The sequence below is a fragment of the Leifsonia shinshuensis genome, assembly GCF_031456835.1.
GTDB lineage: Bacteria > Actinomycetota > Actinomycetes > Actinomycetales > Microbacteriaceae > Leifsonia > Leifsonia shinshuensis_C.
The window spans coordinates 297,268-324,068 of the sequence record NZ_JAVDVK010000001.1 but is presented as its reverse complement, the minus strand read 5'-3'; the positions used below and the strand labels follow the sequence as shown (position 1 = coordinate 324,068).

The window sequence follows — 26,801 nt, the reverse complement described above, 5'->3', positions numbered from 1 at the left end:
ACGCGGTCGATCGACGGGAGCACTGTGTCAGACAAGGACTCGAACTGGAGGTTCGCCGACGACGTCGTCGTGGAGAGCGAGGTGATCGCCCGCGCCCGGCAGCAGTCGCTGGAGCTGGGCGTCGAGCCGATCTCGCCCGCGACGGGCGCGCAGGCCGCCGTGGTGGTCGCTGCGACCCGCGCGGAGAACGTGGTCGAGATCGGCACGGGTGTCGGGGTCTCCGGCCTCTGGCTGCTCACCGGCGGCACGGAGGCGCAGCTCACCTCGATCGACGTGGAGGTCGAGCACCAGCAGCACGCGCGCGCCTTCTTCACCGAGGCGGGCATCCCCTCGAACCGCGTGCGTCTCATCCCGGGCCGGGCGCTCGAGGTGCTGCCCCGGATGAACGAGAACTCCTACGACATCGTCTTCATCGACGCGGACCCGCAGTCGGTCATCGAGTACGTCGAGCACGGCCTGCGCCTGGTGCGGCCGGGCGGCACCGTTCTCGTCGCCCGCGCGCTGTGGCGCGGCCGGGTCGCCGACCCCGCCGCCCGCGACGAGGTCGCCACCGGCTTCCGCACCCTGATCACCGAAACCTCCGCCTCCGGCGCCGTCATCAGCGCGCTGTCGCCGGCCGGCGAAGGGCTGCTGCAGATCACCAAGCTGGCCCCGTAACGCCGCACAGACGAGAAGGGCCCCGATCGGTTCGATCGGGGCCCTTCTCGGTACAGACGTTGGTCAGGCGGAGGTCACGACGTTCGCAAGGGCGTCGTGGAGCTCTTTGGCTTCCGCGTCGTTGACGGAGACCACCAGTCGTCCCCCACCCTCGAGCGGCACACGCACGATGATGAGCCGTCCCTCCTTCACAGCCTCCATTGGCCCGTCCCCGGTCCTCGGCTTCATGGCCGCCATGCAGCTCCCCTTTCGTGGATGTCCTCCTATTATCCGACATCCTTGCGGGCCTGCGGAAATCGTGGGCATCACGGAGGTGACCAGTCGTATCCGTCGATCGACCAGCAGACGGCCACCCAGCCCACCTGGAGTGCCAGGAAGAGCGCCACCATCCCGACCCGGTACACGCGGCTGCGCGGCAGCGCCATCGCGCCGAGCAGCGGGAACAGCGGCATCAGGAGGCGGAACGTGCTCGACTGCGGGAAGAAGACGGCGAGCAGGTAGACGGAGTACGCGGCGATCCAGAACCGCAGATCGACGCCGAGACGACGCACCGCGGGCGAGAAGAGCAGCACCGCGAACAGCGCGACGAGGACGATCAGCACGACCACGCCGACCCAGCCGGGCAGCCCGAGCATCGCGCTCGCCCACCAGTCGGCGCCCTGGAACCACGGGGTGAACGGCAGCAGGTCCGTGTACCCGATGTACGGGGCGCGCCACGCAAGCTCGGTGTCGGTGTATGCCGTGTGCGACCCGGTGCCGATGGCGGCGACGGCGGGCCAGGCCAGGCCGGCCAGCCCGCTGAAGATCGCCAGCGACACGCTCAGGATGCGCTCACGCGCCGGGAACGGATCCTCGCGCCGCCGGAACCACCGGTACCCGACGTGCAGGGCGAGCGCGAGGGCGAAGGCGAGCCCGCTCGGCCGGGTGACGGCCATCGCCAGCACCACGGGGAACAGCCAGCCGTAGCGGCGTTCGACGAGGAGGAGCAGCGCCACGGCCAGCAGCAGGATGTACAGCGACTCCGCGTAGGCCACCTGGAACAGCGGCGCCACGGGAGCCACGCAGAACAGGACGACGGCGAACAGGCTCTGCGACGGGCTCAGCCCGACGCGCCGCATCAGCCGGTGGAACACCAGCGCGGCGCCGGCGCCCGCGAGGAACGAGACGAGCACGGCGGCCACCGGCCAGGGCGCCCGCGTGAGGAACATGACCGCATCCACCACGCCCGGGTACCCCGGCATGAACGCCCAGGCGTTCTCGCTCACGTGCACGCCGTCGCTCGTCGGCAGGGCTGCCGGGTAGCCGGAGACCGCGACGATCTCGTACCAGCGGCCGTCCCAGATGTTGGCGAAGGAGAAGTAGTCCGGCGACGCGGACGTCCAGGCGTTCGGGCCCTCGGTCGCGGCGAAGATCAGCAGGATGACGGTGGTGACGACGCGCGAGGCGAGGTACACCGCGAGCACGCGCACCCACCACGACGCCCACCACGCACCGCGGCCGGTCTCTTGCCGGTCGACGGCTTCCGTGCCCGGGGCGTCAGCGGGCGCCTGCACCCGTGAGCCAGGCACGCAGCCCCTCCTCCACCGCCACGATCTGCTCCACGTCGACGCGCTCGTCGTCGGCGTGCGCCTTCAGCGGGTCGCCCGGGCCGTAGTTCACCGCCGGGATGCCCAGCGCGCTGAACCGGGCCACGTCCGTCCACCCGTACTTCGGCTTGGCCACGCCGCCGACCGCGGCGACGAACTCCTGCGCGAGCGGCGCATCCAGGCCCGGCCGGGCGCCGTCCGCGCGGTCGACGACCGTGATCTCGTAGTCGCCGAAGAGCTCGTGCATGTGCTCGATGGCCTCCTGCGAGCTGCGCGACGGCGCGAATCGGTAATTGATGTGCACCATGCACTCGTCCGGGATGATGTTGCCGGCCACCCCGCCGGAGATGCCCACGGCGTTGAGGCCCTCCTTGTACACGAGGCCGTCGACCTCGACCTCGCGCGCCTGGTACGAAGCGAGGATGTCGAGGATCGGCGCGGCCTTGTGGATGGCGTTGTCGCCCACCCAGCCCCGCGCCGAGTGCGCGCGCAGGCCGTAGGTGCGGACCTCGACGCGCAGGTTGCCGTTGCAGCCGCCCTCCACGACGCCGTTGCTCGGCTCGCCGAGGATGCCGAAGTCGCCGACGAACAGGTCCGGGCGGTTGCGCGCGAGGCGGCCGAGGCCGTTGAGCTCGGCGTTGACCTCCTCGTGGTCGTACCACATCCACGTCACGTCCACGGCGGGGTCGGTGAGCTCGGCGGCCAGCTTGAGCTGCACCGCGACGCCGGCCTTCATGTCGACCGTGCCACGACCCCAGAGAAAGCGGATGCCGTCGTGCTCCTCGAAACGCGTGGGCAGGTTGTTGTTCAGCGGCACGGTGTCGATGTGACCGGCGATCAGCGCCCGCCGCTCACGGCCGAGGTTCGTGCGGGCGACGATCGCGTCGCCGTCGCGGATCACCTCGAGGTGCGGGAGCCCGCTGAGCGCCGCTTCGATCGCGTCGGCCAGCGTCCTCTCGTCGCCGGAGACCGACTCGATGTCGCACAGCTGACGGGTCAGCTCGATGGAGGTGGTGCTGAGGTCCAGGGGCACGCTGCTGTTCTGCACCCTACTAACCTAGGGGCATGCCTTCCGACGTGCCTGACAGTTCCGCCGCGCCCGCCGCTCCCCGCTCCGCCTGGGGCTACGGCCTGGCCACCGTCGCCGCCGACGGGACCGTGCTCGACACGTGGTTCCCGGAGCCGCGGCTGGGGACGCTGCCCGCCGGCCGCGACCGCTGGATCGCGCCGGCCGACCTCGAGGAGCTGGCCGGCGACGACCCGCGCCGCGCCGTCCGCATCGACATCGTGACCGTCGACATCCAGCTGGACGCGCCGCCCGCGTCGACCCCGGACGCCTACCTGCGCCTGCACCTGCTCTCCCACCTGCTGGTGCAGCCCAACGGACTGAACCTCGACGGCATCTTCGCGCACCTCCCCACGGTCGCCTGGACGAACGCCGGCCCGGTCAACCCGGCCGACCTCGACCGGCTGCGTCCGCGGCTGCAGCGCGCGGGCATCCAGGTCTCGGGCATCGACAAGTTCCCGCGGCTCCTCGACTACGTCACGCCTGAGCGCGTGCGCATCGCGGACGCCTCCCGCGTCCGGCTCGGAGCGCACCTTGCGCCCGGCACCACCGTGATGCACGAGGGCTTCGTCAACTTCAACGCGGGCACGCTCGGCACGTCGATGGTCGAGGGCCGCATCTCGCAGGGCGTCGTGGTCGGCGACGGCTCCGACATCGGCGGCGGCGCATCCATCATGGGGACGCTGTCCGGCGGCGGGACGCACCGCGTCTCGATCGGCGAGCGCGCGCTCCTCGGCGCGAACTCCGGCATCGGCATCTCCATCGGCGACGATTCCGTGGTCGAGGCCGGCCTCTACGTGACCGCCGGAACCAAGGTGGTGCTCGTCGGCGAGGCGCCCACCGCCGACGGCCGCCCGCGCACCGTGAAGGCCGCCGAACTGTCCGGGATGCCGGGCCTGCTCTTCCGCCGCAACTCCCTCACCGGCGCCGTCGAGGTGCTCCGCCGCGCCGGCACCGGCGTCGAGCTGAACGCCGCCCTGCACGCCTGACCCGCCCCCTTCATCGCTTCCTCAGTTAATCCGCTCTCGCGCGGCGTGTCGCCGGATTAGATGAGGAACCGATGAAGGGGAGTCGGGTCAGAGCATGGCGAGGGTCGAGGCGGGGTCGGCGAGGATGCGGCCGATGTCCGCGAGGAAGCGCGAGGCCTGCTCGCCGTCGACGATGCGGTGGTCGAACGACAGCGCGAGCGTGAGCACGTCGCGGAGGGCGATGCCGCCCTCGTGCTCCCAGGGCTGACGCCGCACGGCGCCGACCGCGAGGATCGCGGCCTCGCCCGGCGTCAGAATCGGCGTGCCCGCATCCACCCCGAACACTCCGACGTTGGTGATCGTGATCGTCCCGCCGCTCAGGTCGGCGGGCGCGGTGCGCCCGGCGCGCGCGGTCTCGGCGAGCGAGCGGATCGCGGCCGCGATGCCGACGAGCGACATGGCGTCGGCGTCGCGGATCACCGGGACCATCAGGCCGCGCGGCGTCGCCGCCGCGATGCCCAGGTGCACGTACTCGGTCTGCACGATCTCGTTCGCGGCGTCGTCCCAGCGGGCGTTCACCTCGGGGGTGCGGCGGACGGCGATCAACAGCGCCTTGGCGACGACGGCGAGGAGCCCCGGCCGTACCTCCGCGAACTCCGGCCGGGCGCGCAGACGCCCGACCAGCTCGGTGGTCGGCGTGACGTCGATCGTCAGGAACACGGTCGCCTGCGGCGCGCCGAACGCGCTGCGGACCATCGCCTCGGCCGTCGCCTTGCGGACGCCGCGGATCGGGATGCGCGTCTCGCGCGACCCCGCGGACGCCGGCGCATCCTGCGGGGCGGCGGACTCCTCGCGCTCCACGTAGGACTGCACGTCGCTCCGCGTGATCAGCCCGCGGTCGCCCGACCCGACGACCGACGCCAGGTCGATCCCGTGCTCCCGCGCGTACTTGCGGACCGGCGGCGTCGCCCGCGGCCGCTCCGCCAGGGCGACGGGCGACGGCGACGATGACGACACAGGGGCGGATGCCGCAACGGACACCGCACCGGCAAGCGCCGCACCGGCTGACGCAACGTCGGCCCGCACCGGCGATCCCGCCGCCACGGCCAGCCCGGGCCGCGCCCGACGCGCCGGCCGACCGCCCGCGTCCGCGCGCGCCCCGTACCCGACCAGCGTCGGCTCGCGCTTCTCGGCGTCCCCGTGTCTCTCGGGCACGCTCGGCGCGTCAGGCGCCGGATCCATGGCCCGCTCCCCCGCATCCACCTCGAACGCCACCAGCGGCTCCCCCACCGCGACGGTGACGCCCGGCTCCACGAACAACCGGGACACGGTCCCGTCGTACGGCGCGGGCAGCTCGACCAGCGCCTTCGCGGTCTCCACCTCGGCGATGATCTGGTTGAGGTGCACGGTGTCGCCGACGGCGACCTTCCACGTCACCAGCTCCGACTCGGTGAGTCCCTCACCGAGGTCGGGCAGCGCGAACTCTCGGACGGCCATCAGTCCTCCACCCCGGTCAGCGAGTTGGGCCGGTCCATCGCGCGGTCGATGCCGTCGAGGATGCGGTCGAGGTCCGGCAGGTGCGCCGCCTCCAGCTTCGCCGGCGGGTACGGGATGTCGTGCCCGGTGACGCGGACCGGCGCGTGCTCCAGGTGGTAGAAGCAGCGCTCGGTGATGGATGCGGAGATCTCGGCCGCGAGGCCGCCCGAGAGCGCCGCCTCGTGCGTCACGACCAGCCGGCCCGTGCGCTTGACCGACGCGACCACGGTGTCGAGGTCGAGCGGCGAGAGCGAGCGGAGGTCGATCACCTCGACGGAGACGCCGTCGTCGTCCGCAGCCACCGCGGCGTCCCGCGCCAGCTGAACCAGGCCGCCGTACGTGACGAGCGTCACGTCGGTGCCCTGCGTCAGCACCCGGGCGGTGCCCATCGGGCGCGCGTCGGCGAGCGGAGCATCCTCATCCACCTCGCCCTTGGCGTGGTACCGGCGCTTGGGCTCGAAGAAGAGCACCGGGTCGTCGGACGCGATCGCCTGCTGGATCATCGTGAAGGCGTCCTGGGGGTCGGACGGGCTCACGACGCGCAGCCCTGCCGTGTGCGCGAAGTACGCCTCGGGCGAGTCGGAGTGGTGCTCGGCCGAGCCGATTCCGCCCGCGAACGGCACGCGGATGACCATCGGCATGCGCACCGCGCCCTGGGTGCGGTAGTGCATCCGCGCCACCTGGTTCACGATCTGGTCGAAGGCCGGGTAGATGAATCCGTCGAACTGGATCTCGACCACCGGACGGTATCCGCGGTATGCCATGCCGACCGCGGTGCCGAGGATGCCGGACTCGGCGAGCGGCGAATCCATCACCCGGCGCGGCCCGAACTCGGTCTGCAGGCCGTCGGTGACGCGGAAGACGCCCCCGAGCGTGCCGATGTCCTCGCCCATCAGGACGACCCGGTCGTCGGCGGCCAGGGCCTTGCGGAGGCCGGCGTTGATCGCCTTGGCCATGCTGAGTGCGGTCATCGGCTGTCGCTCCCCACGAACGTGCGCAGGTAGCGCGAGTAGTGGTCCCGCTGGCGGGCGAGACCGGTGTGCGGCTCCGCGTACACGTGGTCGAACACAGCCAGCGGCTCCGGGTCGGTGAGCGCGGTGATGCCGGCGCGCATCTCGGCCGCCACGGCATCCGCCTTGGCGATGATGCCGGCCATGCGATCGTCGGTCAGGGCGCCCTGGGCGTTCAGGTACGCCTCCACCCGGCTCACCGGGTCCTTGCCGCGCCACTCGTCCAGCTCGGCGGCGTCGCGGTAGCGGGTGGGGTCGTCGGCGGTGGTGTGCGGGCCCATCCGGTAGGTGACCGCCTCGATGAAGGTGGGGCCGCCGCCGCTGCGCGCGCGGTCGAGGGCGGCGCGGGTGACGGCCAGCACGGCGAGCACGTCGTTCCCGTCGACGCGGACGCTCGGCACCCCGAAGCCCGGCGCGCGGTCGGCGATGGGACGCTGCGCCTGCAGCGACACCGGCTCGGAGATCGCGTACTGGTTGTTCTGGCAGAAGAAGATGACCGGGGCGGCGTAGGTCGCGGCGAAGATCAGCGCCTCGTTCACGTCGCCCTCGCTGGTCGCGCCGTCGCCGAAGTAGGCGACAGCCACGGCGTCCGTGCCGTCGGCCTGGATGCCGAGCGCGTACCCGGTCGCATGCAGCGTCTGCGCGCCGATGATCACCTGCGGCGTCGCCATGTTGATGTCGTACGGGTTCCAGCCGCTCTGGGTCGTGCCGCGCCACACGCGCAGCAGGTCGACGAGGCCGGCGCCGCGGCAGTAGGCGACGCCGTGCTCGCGGTAACTGGAGAACACGAAGTCGTCGTGGCGCAGAGCGCGGCCGGAGCCGATCTGCGCCGCCTCCTGGCCGAGCAGCGGCGGCCACAGTCCCAGTTCGCCCTGACGCTGCAGCGCGGTGGCCTCGGCGTCGATGCGCCGGATGACGCGCATGTCCTCGTACAGCGCGAGCAGCTGGTCGGTTCCGATGTCGGAGACCCAGGCGTCGTACCGGTCGTCCGCGTGGCGGACACCGCCGGCATCGAGCAGGCGTACCACGTCGATCCCGCCGAGCCCGAGCTCGCCGAGGGATTCGAGGTCCGAGTGGGAGCCACCCCGACGGGTGGCCGGCTGATTGTCGATCGTCACGGTTCACGCAACCTTCACTCTCGCGCCCGGCCGCCGCTGCTTGTGGCGCGCACGACCGGCTTCCGGCCTCCTTGCCGGAATTAGTGGGAAGGCTACGCTGTGCGGTCAGCGCGCACAACCATCGGCGTGTCGACCGTGCAGGATGCTCTATGCAGCGTGCGCGGCGACTGCTAGCTTTCACACTATGCGCAGCTTCGACGGCACCGATCGCCGCATCCTCCTGGCGCTCGCGGACGACCCGCGATCGACCAACGTCTCCCTCGCCGACCGGCTCGGACTCAGCCGGAACACCGTGCAGGCGCGGGTCGCCGAGCTGGAGCGGAACGGCGCGTTCCTGTCGTTCGAACGACGGATCTCGGCGCGCGTCGCCGGGTACCCGCTGGCGGCGTTCGTCAACGTGCACGTGCAGCAGCAGCGGCTGGCCGCCGTGGTGGAGTCGCTGGCCGCGATCCCGGAGATCGTGCAGGCGCACGGCCTCTCCGGCCCGTCCGATCTGCTGCTGCGGGTGGTCTGCGTCGACGCGGAGGACCTGTTCCGGATCACCGGCATTATCCAGTCGACGGACGGCGTCGACCGCGCCGAGACGTCCCTCGACATGGGCGAGCTCATCCCCTACCGCCTGCGCCCCCTCCTCACCCGCGACGCCTGACGGGAAACGCAGAAGGCCGCGCCGACAGGAGTCGGCGCGGCCTTCGTGTGCAGAGGGGTTACGCCTCGGCAGGGGCCTCGACCGGGGTCTCAGCCGCGGGCGCGGCGGGGGCCTCGGCGGACTCGTCGGCGATCACCGGGGCGAGCGACAGCTTTCCGCGGTCGTCGATCTTGGTGATCTCGACCAGGATCTTCTGGCCGACACCGAGCACGTCCTCGACGTTCTCCACGCGCTTGCCACCGGCGAGCTTGCGGACCTCCGAGATGTGCAGCAGGCCGTCCTTGCCCGGGAGCAGCGAGACGAACGCACCGAACGCGGCGATCTTGACGACGGTTCCGAGGAACTGCTCGCCGACCTCCGGGTTGGTGGGGTTCGCGATCGCGTTGACCTGGGCGCGGGCCGCCTCGGCCGACGGGCCGTCGGTGGCGCCGATGTAGACGGTGCCGTCCTCCTCGATGGAGATCTCGGCGCCGGTCTCGTCCTGGATGGCGTTGATCGTCTTGCCCTTCGGGCCGATCAGCTCGCCGATCTTGTCGACCGGGATCTGGACCGAGATCACGCGGGGCGCGGTCGGGGCCATCTCGTCCGGACGGTCGATCGCGGCGTTCAGCACGCTCAGGATCGTGGTGCGAGCGTCCTTCGCCTGCTTCAGCGCGCCGGCCAGCACCGACGACGGGATGCCGTCGAGCTTGGTGTCGAGCTGGATCGCGGTGACGAACTCGCTCGTACCGGCGACCTTGAAGTCCATGTCGCCCAGCGCGTCCTCGGCGCCCAGGATGTCGGTGAGCGCCGCGTAGCGGGTCTCACCGTCGACGACGTCGGAGATCAGGCCCATGGCGATACCGGCCACCGGGGCGCGCAGCGGCACACCGGCGTTCAGCAGCGACAGGGTGGACGCGCAGACGGAGCCCATCGACGTGGAGCCGTTGGAGCCGAGAGCCTCGGACACCTGGCGGATCGCGTAGGGGAACTCGTCGCGGCTCGGCAGCACCGGCACGAGGGCGCGCTCGGCGAGGTAGCCGTGCCCGATCTCGCGACGCTTCGGCGACCCGACGCGGCCGGTCTCACCGGTCGAGTAGGGCGGGAAGTTGTAGTGGTGCAGGTAGCGCTTCTTCGTGACGGGCGACAGCGAGTCGATCTGCTGCTCCATCTTGAGCATGTTCAGCGTGGTGACGCCCAGGATCTGGGTCTCGCCGCGCTGGAAGATGGCCGAGCCGTGGACGCGCGGGATGACCTGCACCTCGGCGTCGAGCGGACGGATGTCCGTGAGCCCGCGGCCGTCGATGCGGATGCCCTCGCGCAGCACGCGGCCGCGCATGACGACCTTCGAGACCGACTTGTAGGCGGCCGAGAACTGGGTCAGCACCTCGGCGGGGAGCGCACCGGCCTCGACCTTCTCGGTCAGGGCGACCTTGACGCGCTCCTTGAGGGCGTCGTCGGCGTTCTGGCGCTCGATCTTGTCGGCGATCTGGTAGACGTTCACGAGCTCGTCGTAGGCGAGGCCCGCGACGTTGTCGTAGGTCTCCTGCGAGTAGGGCAGGAACACCGGGTAGTCGGCGATCGCCTTGGCGGCCTGCTCGGCGATGACGTTCTGCGCGCCGACGAGCTGGCGGATGAACGGCTTCGCCGCCTCCAGGCCCTGCGCGACGATGTCCTCGTTCGGCTTGACCGCTCCACCCTGGATCAGGTTCCAGCTGTTCTCGGTGGCCTCCGCCTCGACCATCATGATCGCGACGTCGCCCTCCGAGCCGTCCTCGTTGGTGAGCACGCGGCCCGCGACGACGAGGTCGAACACGGCCTCCTCGAGCTGCGAGGCCTTCGGGAACGCGATCCACTGGTCCTCGTGGGTGCCGTTGCCGGGGATGAGCGCGAGGCGCACACCGGCGATCGGGCCGGAGAACGGCAGACCGGAGATCTGCGTGGAGGCGCTGGCCGCGTTGATGGCCAGAGCGTCGTAGAACTCGTCCGGGGCGATGCTCAGGACGGTGATGACGATCTGAACCTCGTTGCGGAGGCCCTCGACGAACGACGGGCGCAGCGGCCGGTCGATCAGACGGCAGACCAGGATCGCCTCGGTGGAGGGGCGGCCCTCGCGACGGAAGAACGAGCCGGGGATCTTGCCGGCGGCGTACGAGCGCTCCTCGACGTCGACGGTCAGCGGGAAGAAGTCGAAGTTGTCCTTCGGGTGCTTGCTGGCGCTGGTGGCGCTCAGCAGCATGGTCTCCTCGTCGAGGTAGGCGGCGACGGCGCCCTGTGCCTGCTGGGCGAGGCGTCCGGTCTCGAACCGGACCGTACGGGTGCCGAAGCGGCCGTTGTCGAGAACGGCTTCGGCGAATTTGATTTCAGGACCTTCCAAGAGGTCTTTCTCCTTTGTTTAACGTCGCTGTCCCGTGTGGACGCGACTGTCATTCAAGGAGCAGGAACAGGCAGTTCGACACGTCGTGTGTACGCGGCATCCCATGCGGGTCGCGTGGGCTGAGCCCGTCTGGCCATCAGTAGAAATACACGGTTGCGGGCCGCTCTCGCTGCCACCGCATCCGGATACCACCACCGAGGACCAGCTCCTGCCAGCCTGCTCCGGGTTCCTTCTCGGTATTGAGTTGGATGGACGGCGCTCGGCCGACCACCAGCATCCTATCAGTCGGGCCCGTGGAGTGGGTGGGCACGCGGAGAGAGCAAGCGTGGAGGAGAATTGGCAGTTACTGCCTTTTCTTAGTACGGTGCATGCATGAACACACGAGAGGGTGACGTCGCACCCGCCATTCACGCCGAACACGTCTCGAAGGCCTACGGAAAGGGCGACAGCCGGTTCCAGGCGCTGTCCGACGTATCCCTCCGCGTCGACCGCGGCCAGTCCGTCGCGATCGTCGGCAAGAGCGGCTCCGGGAAATCCACCCTGATGCACGTGCTCGCGCTCCTCGACCGGCCCGACAGCGGTTCGATCACGGTCGGCGGGGTGGATGCGGCGCACCTGTCCGGACGTGACGTCAACCTCATCCGCAACCGGCAGTTCGGCTTCGTGTTCCAGCAGTTCTTCCTCACGGCGAGCAGTTCCGTGCTCGACAACGTGACCCTCCCGCTGAAGATCGCGGGCGTCCCGGCGGCCGAGCGCAGGCGACGCGGGATGGAGGCCCTGCGCCGGTTCGGGCTGGAGGACAAGGCCAAGAACCGCGCGACCGACCTGTCCGGCGGCCAGAAGCAGCGCGTCGTCCTCACCCGGGCCCTGGTGACCGAGCCGGAGGTCATCTTCGCGGACGAACCGACCGGGAACCTCGACTCGACCACCGGCGCTCTCGTCGAGGACGAGCTGTTCGCCCTGAACCGCGAGCGCGGGATCACCCTCGTCGTCGTCACACACGACGAGGATCTCGCGGCTCGCTGCGACCGCCAGGTGACGATCCAGGATGGGCGCATCCTCGACGAGCTCGGAGGTGCCCGGTGAAGAGCCTCGACCTGATCCGCACCGCCGTCGCCAACACGTTCCGCAGCAAGCTCCGCACCACGCTGACCGTGCTCGCGCTGTTCGTCGGGGCATTCACCCTCACCCTGACCACAGCGCTGGGGGCCGGTGTCTCGGACTACGTCACCAAGCAGGTCGCCTCGCTCGGCGCGGGCGACGTCTTCCTCATCTCTAAGGCTTCCAGCTCCACCGCCACCGCCTCCGGGCCGCAGAAGTACGACCCCGCGACCTCGACCGCGTCGAACGGCACCGCCAACCCGCTCACCGGGTCCGCGGGCGCCCTGACCGACGCGAACATCGATCAGCTGAAGAGCATCGACGGGCTCACGGACGTGTCGCCCGTGTCGGCCGTCGCCATCGACTGGATCACGGGGCCCGCGGACGAGAAGTACGAGTTCTCGATCGCCCCGACGTCGTCCATCGCGCGGTCCGACCTGATCGCGGGCAGCCAGCTCGACCGCTCGTCGAGCACGCCCGAGGTCACCCTGCCGGAGGACTACCTCCAGCCCCTCGGGTTCGACACCGCCCAGGACGCCGTCGGCGCCGAGATCACCCTCGGCTACACGGACATCGCCGGCGGAGCGCACACCACGACCGCCACGGTCGCCGGGGTGTCCAACACCAGCCTCCTGAACTCCGGCGCAGGTGCGAACGCCGCGCTGGTGGACGAGATCGGCCAGCAGCAGAAGGCCGGCTCCTCGGCACCTGCTCAGTATCAGGTTGCCGTCGCCCACTTCGCACCGGACGCGACCGACGCGCAGATCGCGGCGCTCAAGGCGGACATCTCCGACAAGGGCATGAGCGCCCAGACGATCGAGGACCAGCTCGGCGTCATCCAGACCGTCATCTCCGGGATCACCGGAGTGCTCAACGCCTTCGCGATCATCGCCCTCCTCGCCGCGGCGTTCGGCATCGTCAACACCCTCCTCATGAGCGTGCAGGAACGCACGCGGGAGATCGGCCTGATGAAGGCGATGGGGATGAGCAACGCCCGCGTCTTCACCCTGTTCAGCATCGAAGCGGCCTTCATCGGACTGCTCGGCAGCCTGCTCGGCGTCGTCGCGGCGATCGCGATCGGCCTCCCGCTGAGCTCGGCGCTGGCGAGCGGACCGCTGGCGGCGCTCTCGGGGCTCAGTATCCTGCTGTTCCAGCCGGCGGGCATCGTCGGCGTCGTCGTGCTCATCGTGCTCATCGCCTTCCTCGCCGGAACGCTGCCCGCCCGCCGAGCCGCCCGGAAGGAACCGATCGACGCACTACGCTACGAGTGACCATGACCCCCTCGATGACCACGAACGGCAATGCCCGCGGCCGGGCGACCACGCGTGCCATCGAGAACGCGGCGGTGCGGCTCGCTCTCGACAAGGGAGCGGCCGCACTGACCGTGGACGAGATCTGCAACGCGGCGGGGATCAAGCAGCGGACCTTCTTCAACCACTTCGCCACCAAGGAGGACGCGCTGCTCGGCGCCGCTCTCCCCCGCATCCACGAGGGTCGCGTGCGCGAGTACCTCAGCGACACCTCGATCGGCGTGCTCACCGGAGCCCTCGAGCTCATCGAGCTCCCGGCCCGCGACGACGGTGACGACCTCGACACCGCCCGCCTCCAGGTCCTGGCCGCCTCTCCGGCGCTCGCGGAACGGCAGGCGTCCCGGCTGATCCCGCTCGCCGGGGAGATCCGCGGCATCATCCGGCTCAAGCTCTCCAGCCTTGGCGCCGACCGCTCGCCCGAGCAGCTCGACTCGTCCGCAGCGCTCATCACTCGCATCGCCAGCTCGCTCCTGCTCGAGCGCCGGCTCCCCGGCGACGACGCCGCTCCGGTGCAGCAGCTGGCCTGGGTCTGGGACCGGATGCTCTAGCTCCCGCCGGCCGGCACGAGACGCAGCACGACGGCGGTCCCGCCGGTCGTGTGCGGTCCGCGGGCGCCGGGGTCGGCCGGCGCCCGCGGGTTCCGTCAGCGCCGGGGGTTCCCGGGTGCCGCGTCCGCATCGCCGGACGCGTCATCGGCGGCGCTGCGCGCCGGATCGTGCTCCGCCCGCGGGTAGTCGCCGATCCGCTGGTGCGTGCTGCGCACCAGCGGCGGCTCACCGTCGTGCTGGGCTCCGACATAGGCCCCGAGCTGCTCGGTCTCCGCCGGATCGTCGTCCGACGTGCCGGTGTACCGGCCGTGCACCTTCCGGGGCTCGGCGGCCTCCGGCTCCGCCTGCGTGTAGCGGCCTTCGACGAGGTCGCGCTCTTCGCTGTCGACCATGATCATCTCCTTGCTTGCGATACCGCAATCGTCCCGCGTCCGAAGCCCGGAGGGAAGGGGGTGCGGAGGTCAGAGCGTCAGCGTCGCGCGCGCCGCGTCCGCCAGCGCCCGTCCATAGGACGGACCGTGCCCGGCGGCGTGCACTGCCAGCGGGTGCAGCTGGTGCACGGGGATGCGCTCCCGCCAGCCGGCGCGCAGCGGTCGCGTCGCGTCGTAGCCCGCCAGGATCTCGTCGAGGAACGGTGCGCCGAAGAGGTCGAGCATCGCGAGGTCGGTCTCCCGGTGGCCGCCGTGGGCGGCCGGGTCGATCAGGATCGCGCCCCGCGCATCCCACAGCACGTTGCCGGTCCACAGGTCGCCGTGGATGCGCGCCGGCGGTTCGTCGTCGTCGAAGTCGCCGGCCGCGACGCGGTCGAGCGCCTCGCGGATCACCGGCAGCTGCGCCGACGTCACCGTTCCCGCCTCCACCGCGATGTCGAGGTAGGGCAGGACCCGGTCGCGGACGTAGAACCGCCCCCAGGTCGTCTCCCGCGCAACGGGGAGTGGACGCCGGCCGATGAAGAGCGGGCCGTCCCAGCCGGCCGGCGGTGCGCCGAAGGCGTCGGCTCCCGCCGCATGGGTCACGGCGAGCGCCGCGCCGAACGCCCGTGCGGCATCCGCCGTGGACCGGCTCTCCCGGATGCGCTCCAGCTCGATGCGGCCGGGCCGCACGTCCGCGACGCGGACGACGCGAGCTCCCCCATCCGCCTCCGGCTCGGCGAGCCAGCGCAGCCCCGCCGCCTCCGCCTCGAAGAACAGCGCCGGCGCATCCGTCCGCTCCTTGATCAGGGTCTCCACGCCGACACCCTACGACGCCGGCACCCTACGTCGATCGTCGCCGGCGAGCCGCCAGCGCGCAGAGCGCGACGCCGATCGCGGTGCCCAGCGTGTTGGCGAGCAGGTCGCGCGGGTCGCTGACCCGCGCCGGCAGGAAGAGCTGGACGAACTCGATCAGGAGGGTGGCGGTCGCACCGATCGCCAGGGCGAGCCACCACCGCCAGGCGCCGAGGAGCAGCGTGAACAGCACGCCCATCGGCACGAACAGCAGGATGTTGGCGGTGAACTCGGCGACGCTCCCGGTCACCCAGCCGAATCCCGGCAGGCCGGAGACCGCGCGCAGCAGGGCGCGCAGCAGCGGATTCCCTTCAGGGTTCCCGGGCGCCGGGTTGAGCGTGATCCACGCGACCGCCGCCAGATAGACGACGGTCAGGACGGGGAGCACGGCAGGGCGGCGCATCCTCCTATGCTGGCGCACATGACCAGTGCGTTCCGCATCCCGATGACCGGACGCTCCACCGACGAACGGCACCGGGTCTCCAGCCCCCTGGAGCTCCTGTTCGACCTCACGTTCGTCGTGGCCATCGCCCAGGTGGCCGGCCAGCTCGCCCATGCGGGCGAGAGCGGCGAGCTGCTGGCGAAGCTCCCGCTGTACCTGCAGGTGTTCTTCGCGATCTGGTGGGCGTGGATGAACTTCACCTGGTTCGCCTCGGCGTACGACACCGACGACGTGCTCTACCGCGTGATGACCCTCGTGCAGATGGGCGGTGTGCTGGTGCTGGCCGCCGGGGTGCCGGCCGCCTTCGCCGGGGAGAGCTTCACGGCGATCATCGTCGGCTACCTGATCATGCGGTTCGCGCTGGTCGCCCAATGGCTGCGCGCCGCCGCGGAGTACCCGGCCGGACGCACGACGGCGCTGCGCTACGCGATCGGCGTCTCCGCCGTCCAGCTGTTGTGGGTGGCGTGGGGCTTCCTGCCGCCCCACGTCGCCGTGTACCTGTTCGTCGTCGGGGCGGTGCTGGAACTGCTGGTGCCGCTGTGGGCGGAGCGCACCGGGATGACGAGCTGGCATCCGCACCACATCGCGGAGCGCTACGGCCTGTTCACGATCATCGTGCTGGGCGAATCGGTGTCGGCCTCGGCGGTGGGCGTGCAGAGCGCGCTCGCCCGGTCCGGGTTCTCGGCCGCGCTGGTGTGGATCGCCGTCGCGGGCCTGGTGCTGCTGTTCGCCCTGTGGTGGCTGTACTTCCTCGAGCCCGCCGCCGAGGGTCTCCGCTCGCGGCGCGGCCGCTCGTTCTACTGGGGGTACGGGCACTACTTCGTGTTCGCGTCGCTGGCCGCACTGGGCGCGGGGCTGGAGGTGGCGGTGCAGGAGGGCGCCGCGCACGAAGCCGCGGCGAACACGACGGTGGAGTACATGATCGCGGCGCCCGTGGCGGTCTTCCTGTTCATGCTCTACGTGCTGCACGCGCCGCTGGTGCCGGAGGTCGTCATCCGGCCCCTGAAGACCGCGATCTCGATCGCGCTCATCCTGCTGCTGCCGCTCGCCTCCCCCGTGATCGGCCTGGTCGGCGTCACCATCGGGATCGCCCTGGTCGCGGCGGCGCTCGTGGCCGCCACGCTGATCGACCGGGCGGTGGAGCTGCGCCGTGCCGGCGAAGGGTCCGAGGCGGCCGCCTCCTGAACTGCGCCCCTTGTTCTCGCGCCGGAGGCGCGGGAGAGTCGAGGGATGAGCCGACAGGACGACCGCGCCGATCAGCTGACCACCGCCCCGCGCGCCGACGCGAGCGACGCCGATCCCCGGATCGAGGTCACCGAGGGCGAGGACGGGCGGCGGCGGATCGACCTGCGCGACGACGCGGAGGTGCGGCCGGGGACGGACCCCGAGCACCGCTGACCCCGAAGGGTGGGTCGGGCGTCTACGAGTGCGCGGCTTTCGACACCTCCTCCTCCGACTTGGCGATCGCCTCCTGAAGCTTCTTGTAGTCGTCCTCGTCGATGGCCTTGGCGATGCGCTTGTCCGCCTTGACCAGTGCCTCCTCGACCTTGTCGGCCCACGTGTCGTCCACGACGGCGACGACTGCGGAAGATCCCGGCGGCAGGTACTCGTCGAGGTCGACGCCGAGCTTCTTCTCGTCGTGCCGCTTCTGGAGCGCCCCGATGCCGGCTCCGATCCCCGCGCCGAGCGCCGTGGCGAGCAGCAGCGGAGGCGCGAACAGCCCGACGACGATGCCGGCGCCCGCCCCGATGCCCGCACCGCGACCGACCTTGCCCGTGTCGTGCTCCGTCACCGAGACCTTGCCGTCGGCGTCGCGGCTCATTACGACCGCGCCGTCCACTTTGTAGTCGCCCAGGTCCTCTCCGGCCTTGAGTGCGGCGTAGTCGCTCTCCGCCAACGTGGAGTCGGTGTACGCGCCGACCACCAGGACGAGATTCCTCTCCGCTGCCATGGTGCTGCCTTCCCTCTCGGTGGTCCGCCCGGGCGGCGGTCCTCACGCGGACGTGGTCGCCCACGTGGAGGGTCCGGCGGTATACAGCACATCGCGTGGTCGTCAGCGAACCCCGGACACACAGAACGGGCCGCCACCCGAAGGTGACGGCCCGTTCCGAAGAAGTTCGCGGTGTCGCTCGAAGTTATCGACGCACGCCTTTTATCGACGCAGCCCGAGTCGCTCGATGAGCGAGCGGTAACGGTTGATGTCGATGTCCGACAGGTAACCCAGCAGACGGCGACGCTGACCGACCAGCAGAAGCAGGCCACGACGCGAGTGGTGGTCGTGCTTGTGCTCCTTGAGGTGCTCAGTGAGATCCTTGATCCGCTTGGTCAGGATCGCGACCTGGACCTCGGGGGATCCGGTGTCACCGGGGTGGGTAGCGTACTCTTCGATGATCGCCTTCTTGGTGTCTGCATCCAGCGCCATAGAGGGATCCCCTTTCTGCTCGTTGCGCGGTGCCCGGGGCCGTATGCCTGGGCTCTCTTGATCCGCGGCCGTTCGACGGCAACTGGAAGAGTCTACCAGAACCACCACCCACAACCGTCCGCGCGGACGGCGGCAGAGCGCGCGCTCAGAGGGGTTCGGGCTCCGGTTCGAGCAGGGCGAAGACGGCGCCGTGCGGGTCGACGATCTCGGCCCAGCGGCCGACGCCGGGCGCGGACAGCGGTTCTGTCCGCAGCGTGCCGCCGAGCTCGGTGGCACGCACCACGGCGGCGTCCAGGTCGGCGACGTTGAAGTAGACCAGCCAGTGGGCGGGCTCGGTCCCGTCCGAGGTGTACGCGCCGGCCACGCTCGTCTCCCCCACGTCGAACAGCCCGTACGGCTGCTCGCCGACGCGCATCTCGCTGACCGCGAAGCCGAGCACGGACTCGTAGAAGGCGAAGGTCGACTCCGGGTCGGATGCCACCAGCTCGAGCCAGTCGACCGCACCCGGCTCATCGCGCAGCCAGGGCGCGTTGCGCTCCATCCGCTGCCAGAGGCCGAACACGGCACCGGCCGGATCCGCCACGATGGCGAGCCATACGCCCGGAACCGCCTCGCCGGGCTCCAGCAGCACCGAGCCGCCCGCGGCGAGCGCGGCGTCCGCGGCCGCCTGCAGGTCGTCGACGGAGAAGTACGCGGTCCAGGCGGCGGGAGCGTCGGGGCCGGGCAGCGGGCCGATCGCGGCCACCGCGACGCCCCGGCTCTGAGCGAGGGCGAAGTTCCCGGTCTCCGGCAGGAACGCCCCGACCTCCCAGCCGAACAGCTCCCGGTAGTAGTGGGCGGCGGCGGCGTGGTCCGGGCTCTGGAGGTCGACCCAGATGGGAGTCCCGTGCGGGAACGCGTCTTCGATCGGCATGGCCACACGCTACTCGCCCGCACCTCCCGCGGCGAGAGGCCGACGCAGGGCGCGCCGATGGGGGGTCAGAGTCCGCGCAGCAGGTCCGCCAGAGCGGCGACGACGGTCGGCGCCGGCGGACCGTCGTCGTGGCTCGCCCACCACACCAGGGCGGAGAAGATGGCGGCGCTGAGCGCGTCGGCGAGCACCTGCACCCGGAGCGCCTGCGCATCCGCACCGAGCCGGGACGAGAGGAACCCGATCAGCAGGTCGCGGTCGGCTCCCATCGCCGTGACGCCGAACCCGACGAGTGCGGGATGCGTGCCCATCAGCGTCAGCCGGCGGCGGGTCGCCTCCTCCGCCTCCGGCGGCAGGGTGAAGGCGGCCGTGACGGCCTCCGCCAGGACGGCGGCGACGGGTCGTCCGTCCGACGGCGCGTCCAGCACCTCGTGCATCCGGCCGACCACCGGCTCGATGCCGCCCCAGACGAGCGCGGGTTTGCTCGGGAAGTAGCGGAACAGCGTCCTCCGGCCGATCCCCGCGAGGGCGGCGATGTCGTCCATCGTCGTCTCCTCATAGCCGCGCTCGGCGAAGTGCCGCAAGGCGAGCAGGGCGACGCGCTCGGGGTCCACGTCCGCCGGGCGACCCCGGCGCTTGGGCGCGGTGGCGTCGGGCCCGGTCAGGTGGGGCACGTCGGCGTCGGGCGCTGTCATCCTCCGATCATTCCACCGCGCGGCCGCCGCCGGCCTCCTCGCGCGCGATCGCCTCCGACAGGGTGCGCAGCCCGTCCGGGATCTGAGCGGCCGGGATGCTGCCGAAGCCGAGAAGCAGGCCGTCGGGTCCCGCGCCGGTCCGGAACCGGGACACCGGCTGAACGGCGACGCCCGCGACCGCCGCGCGCTCGGCGACCCGGAGGACGTCGAACGGCGCCTCCGCCCCCCGCTGCAGCAGCGCGAGATGCAGCCCCGCCGCCGACGGCACGGGGACGAGACCGGGGTCGAGCCGCTCCGCCGCCCGGCGCAGCAGCGTGTGGCGCTCCTCGTAGACGCGGGTCGCCGCGCGCACATGGCGCGCGAAGGCGCCGGAGTCCAGCAGCCGGGCCATCGCCCGCTGCGTCACCGTGTCGCTGTGCCAGTCGGCGAGCCGCTTGGCGTGCCGGAGGGCGGCGAGCACGGCGGGCGGCGCGACGACGAAGCCGAGGCGGAGCGCCGGGAGCATGGTCTTGGAGAACGTGCCGACGTAGACGACGCGGCCCTCCGCATCCAGCCGCTGCAACGGGTCGAGGGGCCGCGCGCCGAAGCGGTACTCGCTGTCGTAGTCGTCCTCGATGACCACGGCATCGTTCCGGACAGCCCACTCCAGCAGGGCGACGCGGCGCTCCAGCGGCAGGATGCCGCCCAGCGGGAACTGGTGCGACGGCGTCACGTAGACCAGCCGTGCCGGAGGCAGCAGGTCGACCCGGAGGCCGTCCTCGTCGACCGGCACGGGCACCACCCGCGCGCCCGCCATCTCGAACACCTGCCGGACCGGCGGGTAGCCCGGGTCCTCGACCGCGACCGTGTCGCCGGGACGCAGCAGCACCCGCGCCAGCAGGTCGAACGCCTGCTGGGCGCCGTTGGTGACCACGACATCGCCCGGTCCGGCCTCCACCGAGCGGGCGACACCGAGGTGGCGGGCGATGCCCACGCGCAGGCGCTCGACGCCCGCGGGGTCGTCGTACGACGCCGTCCGCACCGCGGGACCGCGCAGCTCGGCGGTCATCGCGCTCCGCCACGCGTCCACGGGGAACAGGGCGGGATCCGGCGAGCCGATGCGGAAGTCGTACGCCACCGGCCGGGGTTCGGTCCACAGCGGGTCGTCGACGGCGCGCCAGGCGGGCGCCGGACGGACGGCTCCCCGCCGACGGCCGCTGGGCTGGGCCGGACGCTCGGCCGGCGTGTAGGCGACGAACGTGCCGGCACCGACCCGCGCATCCAGGTAGCCCTCGGCGGTGAGCCGCTCGTACGCGGTGGAGACCGTCGCGCGCGAGACCCGGAGGCTCGCCGCCAGCTCCCGGGTCGCCGGGAGGCGCTCGCCCCGGCGCAGCCGCCCGTCGAGCACGGCGTCGCGGAGCTGGCGGTAGATCCGCTCGGCGCGGTCACCGCGTCCCTCGATGGCGACGTGAAGGTCCACGGCGACTCCTCCGGATTGGTCTGATCGGATGCTGTCCGATTGGATCTTACGTCGCGCCATTCGCGACCGTAGCGTCGAAGCCATGACAGAACGCATCCAGATCCCGTCCCTCGCTCCCGAGGGCTACCGCAAGGTCATCAACCTCGACGGCTACGTCGGAGGCGCGGTCGAGGAGCCGCTCGGCGACCTCGTCAAGCTGCGCGCCTCCCAGGTCAACGGCTGCACCTACTGCGTCGACATGCACTCGGTCGACCTGCAGGGCCGCGGCGTGCCCCTGCGCAAGGTGTTCGCCGTGTCCGCCTGGCGCGAGTCGCCGTGGTTCACCGAGCGCGAGCGCATCGCGCTGGAGCTGACCGAGGCCGTCACGCTCATCCACGAGGACAGCGTGAGCGACGAGCTCTACGCACGCGCCCTGGCCGAGTTCGGGGAGACGGGCCTGGCGAACCTGCTGCTCGCCATCGCGACCATCAACATCTGGAACCGGATCGCCATCCCCACCCGCATGCAGCCGTCGAGCCTGTGACGGCCCAGCGGTGAGAACGCCGCCGCAGACGACGAAGCGCTCCCCCGGCGGTGCCGAGGGAGCGCTTCGCGGTTCGAGGGGAGGCTCAGCTGACGCCGAGCAGGTCGATCACGAAGATCAGGGTCTTGCCGGAGAGCGGGTGACCGCCGCCGGCCGGGCCGTAGGCCAGCGCGGGCGGGACGGTGAGCTTGCGGCGTCCACCGACCTTCATGCCCGGGATGCCGTCCTGCCAGCCCTTGATGAGGTTGTTCAGCGGGAAGTTGATCGACTGACCGCGGCTCCACGACGAGTCGAACTCCTCGCCGGTCTCGTACTCGACGCCGAGGTAGTGCACGTCGACCCTGGAGCCGGGGGTGGCCTCCGGGCCGGTGCCCTCGACGATGTCGACGATCTCGAGCGTCTCCGGAGCCGGGCCCTCGGGGGCGTCGACTTCGGGCTTCTGGTTGGTGTTCTCTGCCATGCGCTCCATCCAACCGGTGTGCGGGGGCCGCGTCAAAGCCCGTTCGCTGAGCGCGCACGACGATCGGGGGTTGCGCTGGCGGCCCGGGCGGAGCATCCTTAAGGCCATAACTCGACCCCCCGGGAGCGCTGCAGGCATCGCCGCACCACCGGGGGTCGAGTCTGTTAAGCCCCGAATCCGTCAGGCCCCGAAGACCTTGCCCGGGTTGAGGATGCCGAGCGGGTCGAACACCGACTTCAGCTTCACCTGCAGCTCGTACGAGTCAGGGCCGAGCTCGTCGGCGAGCCAGCGGCGCTTCAGGACGCCGACGCCGTGCTCCCCGGTCAGCGTGCCGCCCAGTTCGATGGCCGTGCGGAACAGATCGTTGGCCGCATCCCACACCGCCTGCGGCACCTCGTCACCGGTGTAGACGAAGTTCGGATGCAGGTTGCCGTCGCCGGCGTGCGCGACGGTCGGGATGGGGATGCCGTAGCGCGCGGAGATCCGCTCGATCGCGGCGAACATCTCGGGCATCCGGGATCGCGGGACCGCCACATCCTCGATCAGCACCTCGCCGCTCGAGGCCAGCGCCGGGTGGAACGCGCGGCGCAGCGCGAGCAGCCGCTCGCCCTCCTCGGCGTCCGCCGCGACCCGGACCGTGCCGCCCGTCTCGGTGAGGACGGTGCCGGCCGCCCCGGCGTCCGCCGCCGCGGTGGGCCCGTCGAACTGGACCAGCAGGTACGACGCGCCCGCGCTCGCGCCGAACGCCTCCTCGATGCGCTCCCGGCCGAGGTAGGCGGAGATCCGCTCGAGCGCGGGGGCGTCCAGGAGCTCCATCACCGCGGGGCGCAGGCGAGCGGCGGTAATACGCGCCGACGCCTCCGCGGCGGCGCGGACGTCGGGGAAGAGCGCGCCGAGCGTCACCGGCTCGCCGGGCGGGATGGGCTGCGCGCGCACCGTGGCGCCGACGATCACCCCGAGGGTGCCCTCGGAGCCGACGAACAGCGCCGTCAGGTCGTAGCCGGTCACGCCCTTGACCGTGCGGTGACCGGTGCGGACCACGCGGCCGTCGGCCAGCACGACGGTGAGGCCGAGCACCGCCTCCCGCGTCACCCCGTACTTCGCGCAGAGCAGGCCGCCGGCGTTGGTGGCGATGTTGCCGCCGACCGTCGAGATCGCTTTGCTGGCCGGGTCGGGCGCGAAGAACAGCCCGTAGGGCTCCAGGGCGGCGTTCAGATCGCTGTTGACGACGCCCGGCTCCACCACCGCGAGCTGGTCCTCCGCCGAGATCTCGAGGATGCGGTTCATGCCGGACACGTCGAGCACGAGGGAGCCCTCGGTGCCGTTCGCTCCCCCGGCGAGCCCGGTCCCGGCTCCCCGCGGCACGACGGGGATGCGGAACTCGCTCGCCGCCCGCAGCGCGGCCTGCACGTGCTCCACCGTGCGGGCGGAGACGATCGCGAGCGGTGAGCCGGTCGCGATCCAGCCGGAGCGGTCGGTGCGCGCCGCATCCAGCAGCGCGGGGTCGGTGCTGAGCACGCCCTCGGCGATGGCCTCCTCGCCGAGCGCCGCCGAGAGCCAGTCGAGGACGTCCATGCGTCCAGGCTACCGATCGGGGGGCGAGGGCGTTCCGCGGTGATGTCCGATTTCCGCTATCGGGTGTCGGCGGCGGGTGTCAGGCTGGACGCATGAGCACCATCGAGAAGCCCGCCTCGCATCCCGCGCCGCGACGCGTGGCGGCCCCGCGCGCACGGTCGGCCGACCCGCTCGGCGACCCGGTCTTCGCCGAGCGGTACCGGGCGATGAGTGCTCGGGATGCGCGCTTCGACGGGCAGTTCGTCACCGGCGTGCACACCACCGGCATCTACTGCCGCCCGAGCTGCCCGGCGGTCACGCCGAAGCCGGGGAACGTGTCGTTCTACCTGACGGCGGCCGCCGCGCACGAGGCCGGACTGCGGGCATGCAAGCGGTGCCTTCCGGACGCGGTGCCGGGGTCCCCCGAGTGGAACATCCGCGACGACCTCGCCGCCCGGGCCATGCGGCTCATCGCCGACGGGACCGTCGAACGGGAGGGAGTGCCCGGGCTCGCCCGCCGGCTCGGGTACACGACGCGGCACCTCACGCGGGTGCTGACGGCGGAGCTGGGCGCCGGGCCGCTCGCCCTCGCCCGCGCGCACCGCGCGCAGACCGCGCGCCTCCTGCTGACCGGGTCGGACCTCCCGATCACCGACGTCGCCTTCGCCGCGGGCTTCCGCAGTGTGCGCCAGTTCAACGAGACGATCGCGGAGGTGTACCGCCTCACGCCCGGCGCGCTGCGGGCCTCCGCCCGCCGCGGGACCGCCGTCGCGCCGCATCCCGGGCAGGGGGCGGTCTCGATCAGCCTGCGCCTGCCCGCCCGGCCGCCGTTCGACGGCGCGTCGCTGATCGCGTTCTTGACGGCCCGGGCCATAGACGGGGTGGAGGCGGCGACCGGCGGGGACGACGCCCCCGGCTACGCCCGGGCACTGCGGCTGCCGCACGGCCCCGCGGTCGTCCGGCTCACCCCGACGGGCAGCCCGGAGGCGCCTGCGGTGCAGTGCGACGCAGCCCTGGCCGATGTGGCCGACCTGGCGCCGCTCGTCGCCCGCGTGCGCCGCCTGCTCGACCTGGACGCGGACGCCGCGGCCATCGACGCCGCGCTCGCCTCCGACCCCGCCCTCGCGCCCAGCGTCGCGGCGACGCCCGGGCTGCGGCTGCCGGGAGCCGTGGATGCGGAGGAGATCGTGTTCCGCGCGCTCATCGGGCAGCAGGTGTCGGTCGCCGCCGCACGGACGGCCCTGACCCGGCTGACCGAGGCGCTGGGCGAACCGGTGGCGCTGACGCTCCCCGGTGCTCCGGCGCTCGGAGCGGGCAGCGGGTTCACGCGGCTGTTCCCGACGCCGAGCGCCATCGCCGAGGGCGGCCGGGAGGTGCTGCGCGGACCGGCGCGGAGGATCGACGCGATCGTCGGCGCGGCCGAGAAGCTGGCGGACGGCAGCCTCCGCATCGACGTCGGGGAATCCCGGGAGGACTTGGAGGCGCGCCTACTCGCCCTGCCCGGCGTCGGACCCTGGACAGCCGGCTACATCGCCCTTCGGGTCCTCGGCAGCCCCGACGTCCTCCTCACCGGCGACCTGGCACTGCGACAGGGCGCGGAGCGGCTGGGCCTGCCGTCGGAGCCGCGGGCGCTCGAGGCGTACGGCGCGCGGTGGGCGCCGTGGCGGAGCTACGCGGGGATGCACCTGTGGCGCGCGTGAGCCCCTGAGCTCCACCGCGCGTAGGATCTGGCTGTGCCCACCGTCTCCGTCGTGATCCCCGTCCTCGACGACGCCGGGATGCTCGCCCGCTGCCTCGCGGCGCTGGCCGTGCAGCTCCGGCCCGCCGACGAGATCGTGGTGGTCGACAACGGCAGCACGGACGACACGGCCGCCGTCGCCCGCGCAGCGGGAGCGCGCGTGATCGAGCAGCCCGTCCGCGGCATCTGGCCCGCCGCGTCGGCTGGGTACGACGCCGCCACCGGGGACATCATCGCGCGGCTCGACGCCGACTCGCGACCGCCGGAGGACTGGCTGCTGCACATCGAGGCGGAGCTGATCGACGCCCCGGAGGTCGGTGTGCTCACCGGCCGGGGCGTCTTCTACGACGGCAACCCCCTCGTCGCCGGGCTCGGCCAGCTGCTCTACATCGGCGGCTACTTCTGGTCGATGGAGCTGTGGCTCGGCAACGCGCCCATCTTCGGCTCCAACTTCGCCATGCGGCGCGAGGTGTGGCAGGACGTCCGCTCCCGCGTGCACCGCGACCGCTCCGACATCCACGACGACCTCGACCTATCGTTCCATCTCGACCTCGCGACGGTGGTGCGCTTCGACGAGCGGCTGACGGTCGGCATCTCCGCCCGCCCCTTCGCCACCTGGGGCGGCCTCGGCCGCAGGCTCCGCTGGGCCTACACGACGCTGAGCATGCACCTGCCGGACCAGTCCCCGTGGCGCCGCCGCACGACGCGCCGCCGTCTGCGGCGAGAGGGCGAACAGGAGGCGCCGGGCGCCGTCGCGTGACGTCGTATATACTGTGACCGGATCTGTATATATTGGAGGGTCAACGTGCCTGACACCATGACGCCCGGGCGGAGCAAGAAGCTCATCGCGTTCCGCGACGACCAGATCGCCGCGCTCTCCGAGATCGCCGCCGACACCCACACCAACTTCACGGCGACGGTGCTCGATGCCGTCGACGCGTACATCGCCGCGCATGACCACACCACGCAGGAGATCGTCGACCGACTGATGCGCCAGAACGCGGGACTGCTCGACCGTCTTCGTGACGCGTGAAGGTCCGGTACCTCGCGGTCGATGATGCCCTCGTCGTCATCTCGGCCATCCACGGGCGCGATCCGCTGCGGTATGTGAGAGACACCGCGCTGCTGGAGTCAGCCCTCGAACGCCCGGCTGCGACGCTGTTCGGCCGAGATGCCTACCCGGACCTCCACACGAAGGGCGCCGCTCTGCTCCATTCGGTGCTGCGCAATCACCCTCTCCTGGACGGCAACAAGCGCACGGGCTGGATGTTGTGCGCACTCTTCTTCGCGCTCAATGGTCACGTCGAGCGCTATGACGAGGATGCGATGTTCGACTTCCTGATCTCCGTGGCCGCTGGCGACATCGAGGATGTCGGCGATATCGCGGCGCGGCTTGCGGACTGGTTCGTGCCCGCCGGCGGGTGATCC

At 71.7% G+C, this 26,801-nt stretch carries 30 protein-coding genes; 13 read left to right on the top strand and 17 right to left on the bottom strand.

The genetic code is table 11. From position 1 onward, the window contains the following. The first annotated feature begins 24 nt into the window (after positions 1-24). Complete coding sequence (locus tag J2W45_RS01700) at positions 25-657, top strand: O-methyltransferase (RefSeq protein ID WP_310128486.1); 633 nt, start codon at positions 25-27, stop codon at positions 655-657. Between the two features lie 63 nt (positions 658-720). Here J2W45_RS01700 and J2W45_RS01695 read toward each other — a convergent pair whose 3' ends face one another. From J2W45_RS01695 to dapE, 3 genes are all read right to left on the bottom strand, one after another. After that, positions 721-894: a DUF3117 domain-containing protein gene (locus J2W45_RS01695; RefSeq protein WP_310128484.1), complete on the bottom strand. Its 174-nt coding sequence runs from the start codon at positions 892-894 to the stop codon at positions 721-723. Between the two features lie 68 nt (positions 895-962). Beyond that, positions 963-2,225 (bottom strand): mannosyltransferase family protein, encoded by a 1,263-nt coding sequence (locus J2W45_RS01690; protein ID WP_310128482.1) that lies wholly within the window; start codon positions 2,223-2,225, stop codon positions 963-965. Continuing rightward, a complete protein-coding gene (gene dapE, locus J2W45_RS01685) occupies positions 2,194-3,291 on the bottom strand; it encodes a succinyl-diaminopimelate desuccinylase (protein WP_310128481.1) in 1,098 nt (365 codons plus the stop codon). The genes J2W45_RS01690 and dapE overlap by 32 nt, the downstream gene beginning before the upstream one ends. A 17-nt stretch (positions 3,292-3,308) precedes the next feature. Here dapE and dapD point away from each other — a divergent pair, with 17 nt between their 5' ends. Then, entirely contained in the window at positions 3,309-4,298 is a 990-nt protein-coding gene (dapD, locus tag J2W45_RS01680) for a 2,3,4,5-tetrahydropyridine-2,6-dicarboxylate N-succinyltransferase (RefSeq protein WP_310128479.1), read from the top strand. 87 nt (positions 4,299-4,385) lie between these two features. On the opposite strand, the gene J2W45_RS01675 is transcribed toward dapD, so the two are convergent. The 3 genes from J2W45_RS01675 to pdhA are packed head-to-tail and all read right to left on the bottom strand — an operon-like array spanning position 4,386 to position 7,941. Further along, a complete protein-coding gene (locus J2W45_RS01675) occupies positions 4,386-5,774 on the bottom strand; it encodes a dihydrolipoamide acetyltransferase family protein (RefSeq protein WP_310128477.1) in 1,389 nt (462 codons plus the stop codon). Then, the gene (locus J2W45_RS01670; RefSeq protein ID WP_310128475.1) at positions 5,774-6,784 is read right to left on the bottom strand and encodes an alpha-ketoacid dehydrogenase subunit beta; all 1,011 of its coding nucleotides are present in this window, start codon (positions 6,782-6,784) and stop codon (positions 5,774-5,776) included. Before J2W45_RS01670 ends, J2W45_RS01675 begins: the two co-directional genes overlap by 1 nt. Further along, positions 6,781-7,941 (bottom strand): pyruvate dehydrogenase (acetyl-transferring) E1 component subunit alpha, encoded by a 1,161-nt coding sequence (gene pdhA / locus J2W45_RS01665; RefSeq protein WP_310128473.1) that lies wholly within the window; start codon positions 7,939-7,941, stop codon positions 6,781-6,783. The genes J2W45_RS01670 and pdhA overlap by 4 nt, the downstream gene beginning before the upstream one ends. Positions 7,942-8,125: 184 nt before the next feature. On the opposite strand from pdhA, the gene J2W45_RS01660 reads away from it, so the two are divergent. Then, positions 8,126-8,590 (top strand): Lrp/AsnC family transcriptional regulator, encoded by a 465-nt coding sequence (locus tag J2W45_RS01660; protein WP_310128471.1) that lies wholly within the window; start codon positions 8,126-8,128, stop codon positions 8,588-8,590. A 58-nt stretch (positions 8,591-8,648) separates the two neighbouring features. On the opposite strand, the gene J2W45_RS01655 is transcribed toward J2W45_RS01660, so the two are convergent. After that, positions 8,649-10,946: a polyribonucleotide nucleotidyltransferase gene (locus J2W45_RS01655; protein WP_310128470.1), complete on the bottom strand. Its 2,298-nt coding sequence runs from the start codon at positions 10,944-10,946 to the stop codon at positions 8,649-8,651. A 372-nt stretch (positions 10,947-11,318) separates the two neighbouring features. Here J2W45_RS01655 and J2W45_RS01650 point away from each other — a divergent pair, with 372 nt between their 5' ends. Genes J2W45_RS01650 through J2W45_RS01640 form a run of 3 tightly spaced genes read left to right on the top strand, consistent with a single transcriptional unit; the run spans position 11,319 to position 13,905 of the window. After that, positions 11,319-12,032: an ABC transporter ATP-binding protein gene (locus J2W45_RS01650; RefSeq protein WP_310128468.1), complete on the top strand. Its 714-nt coding sequence runs from the start codon at positions 11,319-11,321 to the stop codon at positions 12,030-12,032. After that, a complete protein-coding gene (locus tag J2W45_RS01645) occupies positions 12,029-13,318 on the top strand; it encodes an ABC transporter permease (protein ID WP_310128466.1) in 1,290 nt (429 codons plus the stop codon). Before J2W45_RS01650 ends, J2W45_RS01645 begins: the two co-directional genes overlap by 4 nt. Positions 13,319-13,320: 2 nt before the next feature. Beyond that, positions 13,321-13,905, top strand: a complete 585-nt coding sequence (locus J2W45_RS01640; protein ID WP_310128463.1) for a TetR/AcrR family transcriptional regulator — start codon at positions 13,321-13,323, stop codon at positions 13,903-13,905. Between the two features lie 95 nt (positions 13,906-14,000). Here J2W45_RS01640 and J2W45_RS01635 read toward each other — a convergent pair whose 3' ends face one another. From J2W45_RS01635 to J2W45_RS01625, 3 genes are all read right to left on the bottom strand, one after another. Beyond that, complete coding sequence (locus J2W45_RS01635; protein WP_310128462.1) at positions 14,001-14,297, bottom strand: hypothetical protein; 297 nt, start codon at positions 14,295-14,297, stop codon at positions 14,001-14,003. 69 nt (positions 14,298-14,366) lie between these two features. Then, the gene (locus tag J2W45_RS01630; RefSeq protein WP_310134863.1) at positions 14,367-15,125 is read right to left on the bottom strand and encodes a fructosamine kinase family protein; all 759 of its coding nucleotides are present in this window, start codon (positions 15,123-15,125) and stop codon (positions 14,367-14,369) included. 34 nt (positions 15,126-15,159) lie between these two features. Then, positions 15,160-15,573 (bottom strand): VanZ family protein, encoded by a 414-nt coding sequence (locus J2W45_RS01625; RefSeq protein WP_310128460.1) that lies wholly within the window; start codon positions 15,571-15,573, stop codon positions 15,160-15,162. Between the two features lie 18 nt (positions 15,574-15,591). On the opposite strand from J2W45_RS01625, the gene J2W45_RS01620 reads away from it, so the two are divergent. Both J2W45_RS01620 and J2W45_RS01615 read left to right on the top strand, forming a co-directional pair. After that, positions 15,592-16,797 carry a low temperature requirement protein A gene (locus J2W45_RS01620; protein WP_310128458.1) on the top strand — a complete coding sequence of 402 codons (1,206 nt, stop codon included), beginning with the start codon at positions 15,592-15,594 and terminating at the stop codon, positions 16,795-16,797. Positions 16,798-16,842: 45 nt separating this feature from the next. Further along, positions 16,843-17,010: a hypothetical protein gene (locus J2W45_RS01615; RefSeq protein WP_310128456.1), complete on the top strand. Its 168-nt coding sequence runs from the start codon at positions 16,843-16,845 to the stop codon at positions 17,008-17,010. A 22-nt stretch (positions 17,011-17,032) separates the two neighbouring features. Here J2W45_RS01615 and J2W45_RS01610 read toward each other — a convergent pair whose 3' ends face one another. From J2W45_RS01610 to pdxR, 5 genes are all read right to left on the bottom strand, one after another. Next, a complete protein-coding gene (locus J2W45_RS01610) occupies positions 17,033-17,563 on the bottom strand; it encodes a DUF1269 domain-containing protein (RefSeq protein WP_310128454.1) in 531 nt (176 codons plus the stop codon). A 201-nt stretch (positions 17,564-17,764) separates the two neighbouring features. Further along, a complete protein-coding gene (rpsO, locus tag J2W45_RS01605; protein WP_018190446.1) occupies positions 17,765-18,034 on the bottom strand; it encodes a 30S ribosomal protein S15 in 270 nt (89 codons plus the stop codon). 145 nt (positions 18,035-18,179) lie between these two features. Further along, entirely contained in the window at positions 18,180-18,947 is a 768-nt protein-coding gene (locus J2W45_RS01600) for a VOC family protein (protein WP_310128452.1), read from the bottom strand. A gap of 65 nt (positions 18,948-19,012) precedes the next feature. Next, on the bottom strand, positions 19,013-19,639 hold the full coding sequence (locus tag J2W45_RS01595; RefSeq protein WP_310128450.1) for a TetR family transcriptional regulator: 627 nt from the start codon (positions 19,637-19,639) through the stop codon (positions 19,013-19,015). Between the two features lie 7 nt (positions 19,640-19,646). Then, a complete protein-coding gene (pdxR, locus tag J2W45_RS01590; protein ID WP_310128449.1) occupies positions 19,647-21,098 on the bottom strand; it encodes a MocR-like pyridoxine biosynthesis transcription factor PdxR in 1,452 nt (483 codons plus the stop codon). An 82-nt stretch (positions 21,099-21,180) separates the two neighbouring features. Here pdxR and J2W45_RS01585 point away from each other — a divergent pair, with 82 nt between their 5' ends. Next, positions 21,181-21,621: a carboxymuconolactone decarboxylase family protein gene (locus J2W45_RS01585; protein WP_310128447.1), complete on the top strand. Its 441-nt coding sequence runs from the start codon at positions 21,181-21,183 to the stop codon at positions 21,619-21,621. 85 nt (positions 21,622-21,706) lie between these two features. On the opposite strand, the gene J2W45_RS01580 is transcribed toward J2W45_RS01585, so the two are convergent. After that, positions 21,707-22,081 (bottom strand): FKBP-type peptidyl-prolyl cis-trans isomerase, encoded by a 375-nt coding sequence (locus tag J2W45_RS01580; protein ID WP_310128446.1) that lies wholly within the window; start codon positions 22,079-22,081, stop codon positions 21,707-21,709. 180 nt (positions 22,082-22,261) lie between these two features. Further along, positions 22,262-23,656 carry an FAD-binding oxidoreductase gene (locus tag J2W45_RS01575; protein WP_310128444.1) on the bottom strand — a complete coding sequence of 465 codons (1,395 nt, stop codon included), beginning with the start codon at positions 23,654-23,656 and terminating at the stop codon, positions 22,262-22,264. 206 nt (positions 23,657-23,862) lie between these two features. Between J2W45_RS01575 and J2W45_RS01570 the strand changes: the two genes are divergently transcribed. From J2W45_RS01570 to J2W45_RS01555, 4 genes are read left to right on the top strand one after another with little or no spacing between them, the layout of a single operon-like run. Beyond that, complete coding sequence (locus J2W45_RS01570) at positions 23,863-25,335, top strand: DNA-3-methyladenine glycosylase 2 family protein (protein ID WP_310134861.1); 1,473 nt, start codon at positions 23,863-23,865, stop codon at positions 25,333-25,335. Positions 25,336-25,368: 33 nt separating this feature from the next. After that, entirely contained in the window at positions 25,369-26,133 is a 765-nt protein-coding gene (locus J2W45_RS01565; RefSeq protein WP_310128442.1) for a glycosyltransferase family 2 protein, read from the top strand. A gap of 45 nt (positions 26,134-26,178) precedes the next feature. Continuing rightward, positions 26,179-26,406, top strand: a complete 228-nt coding sequence (locus J2W45_RS01560) for a hypothetical protein (RefSeq protein ID WP_310128440.1) — start codon at positions 26,179-26,181, stop codon at positions 26,404-26,406. Continuing rightward, complete coding sequence (locus tag J2W45_RS01555; protein WP_310128438.1) at positions 26,403-26,798, top strand: type II toxin-antitoxin system death-on-curing family toxin; 396 nt, start codon at positions 26,403-26,405, stop codon at positions 26,796-26,798. The genes J2W45_RS01560 and J2W45_RS01555 overlap by 4 nt, the downstream gene beginning before the upstream one ends. Positions 26,799-26,801 lie beyond the last annotated feature (3 nt).

What these genes read in the sequence shown, in the direction of transcription:
- J2W45_RS01695 (WP_310128484.1), bottom strand. Translation starts at nt 894, where the DNA reads ATGGCGGCCATGAAGCCGAGGACCGGGGACGGGCCAATGGAGGCTGTG.
- dapD (WP_310128479.1), top strand. Translation starts at nt 3,309, where the DNA reads ATGCCTTCCGACGTGCCTGACAGTTCCGCCGCGCCCGCCGCTCCCCGC.
- J2W45_RS01675 (WP_310128477.1), bottom strand. Translation starts at nt 5,774, where the DNA reads ATGGCCGTCCGAGAGTTCGCGCTGCCCGACCTCGGTGAGGGACTCACC.
- J2W45_RS01670 (WP_310128475.1), bottom strand. Translation starts at nt 6,784, where the DNA reads ATGACCGCACTCAGCATGGCCAAGGCGATCAACGCCGGCCTCCGCAAG.
- J2W45_RS01660 (WP_310128471.1), top strand. Translation starts at nt 8,126, where the DNA reads ATGCGCAGCTTCGACGGCACCGATCGCCGCATCCTCCTGGCGCTCGCG.
- J2W45_RS01650 (WP_310128468.1), top strand. Translation starts at nt 11,319, where the DNA reads ATGAACACACGAGAGGGTGACGTCGCACCCGCCATTCACGCCGAACAC.
- J2W45_RS01640 (WP_310128463.1), top strand. Translation starts at nt 13,321, where the DNA reads ATGACCCCCTCGATGACCACGAACGGCAATGCCCGCGGCCGGGCGACC.
- J2W45_RS01635 (WP_310128462.1), bottom strand. Translation starts at nt 14,297, where the DNA reads ATGGTCGACAGCGAAGAGCGCGACCTCGTCGAAGGCCGCTACACGCAG.
- J2W45_RS01625 (WP_310128460.1), bottom strand. Translation starts at nt 15,573, where the DNA reads ATGCGCCGCCCTGCCGTGCTCCCCGTCCTGACCGTCGTCTATCTGGCG.
- J2W45_RS01620 (WP_310128458.1), top strand. Translation starts at nt 15,592, where the DNA reads ATGACCAGTGCGTTCCGCATCCCGATGACCGGACGCTCCACCGACGAA.
- J2W45_RS01615 (WP_310128456.1), top strand. Translation starts at nt 16,843, where the DNA reads ATGAGCCGACAGGACGACCGCGCCGATCAGCTGACCACCGCCCCGCGC.
- J2W45_RS01610 (WP_310128454.1), bottom strand. Translation starts at nt 17,563, where the DNA reads ATGGCAGCGGAGAGGAATCTCGTCCTGGTGGTCGGCGCGTACACCGAC.
- rpsO (WP_018190446.1), bottom strand. Translation starts at nt 18,034, where the DNA reads ATGGCGCTGGATGCAGACACCAAGAAGGCGATCATCGAAGAGTACGCT.
- J2W45_RS01600 (WP_310128452.1), bottom strand. Translation starts at nt 18,947, where the DNA reads ATGCCGATCGAAGACGCGTTCCCGCACGGGACTCCCATCTGGGTCGAC.
- J2W45_RS01595 (WP_310128450.1), bottom strand. Translation starts at nt 19,639, where the DNA reads ATGACAGCGCCCGACGCCGACGTGCCCCACCTGACCGGGCCCGACGCC.
- J2W45_RS01585 (WP_310128447.1), top strand. Translation starts at nt 21,181, where the DNA reads ATGACAGAACGCATCCAGATCCCGTCCCTCGCTCCCGAGGGCTACCGC.
- J2W45_RS01580 (WP_310128446.1), bottom strand. Translation starts at nt 22,081, where the DNA reads ATGGCAGAGAACACCAACCAGAAGCCCGAAGTCGACGCCCCCGAGGGC.
- J2W45_RS01575 (WP_310128444.1), bottom strand. Translation starts at nt 23,656, where the DNA reads ATGGACGTCCTCGACTGGCTCTCGGCGGCGCTCGGCGAGGAGGCCATC.
- J2W45_RS01570 (WP_310134861.1), top strand. Translation starts at nt 23,863, where the DNA reads ATGAGTGCTCGGGATGCGCGCTTCGACGGGCAGTTCGTCACCGGCGTG.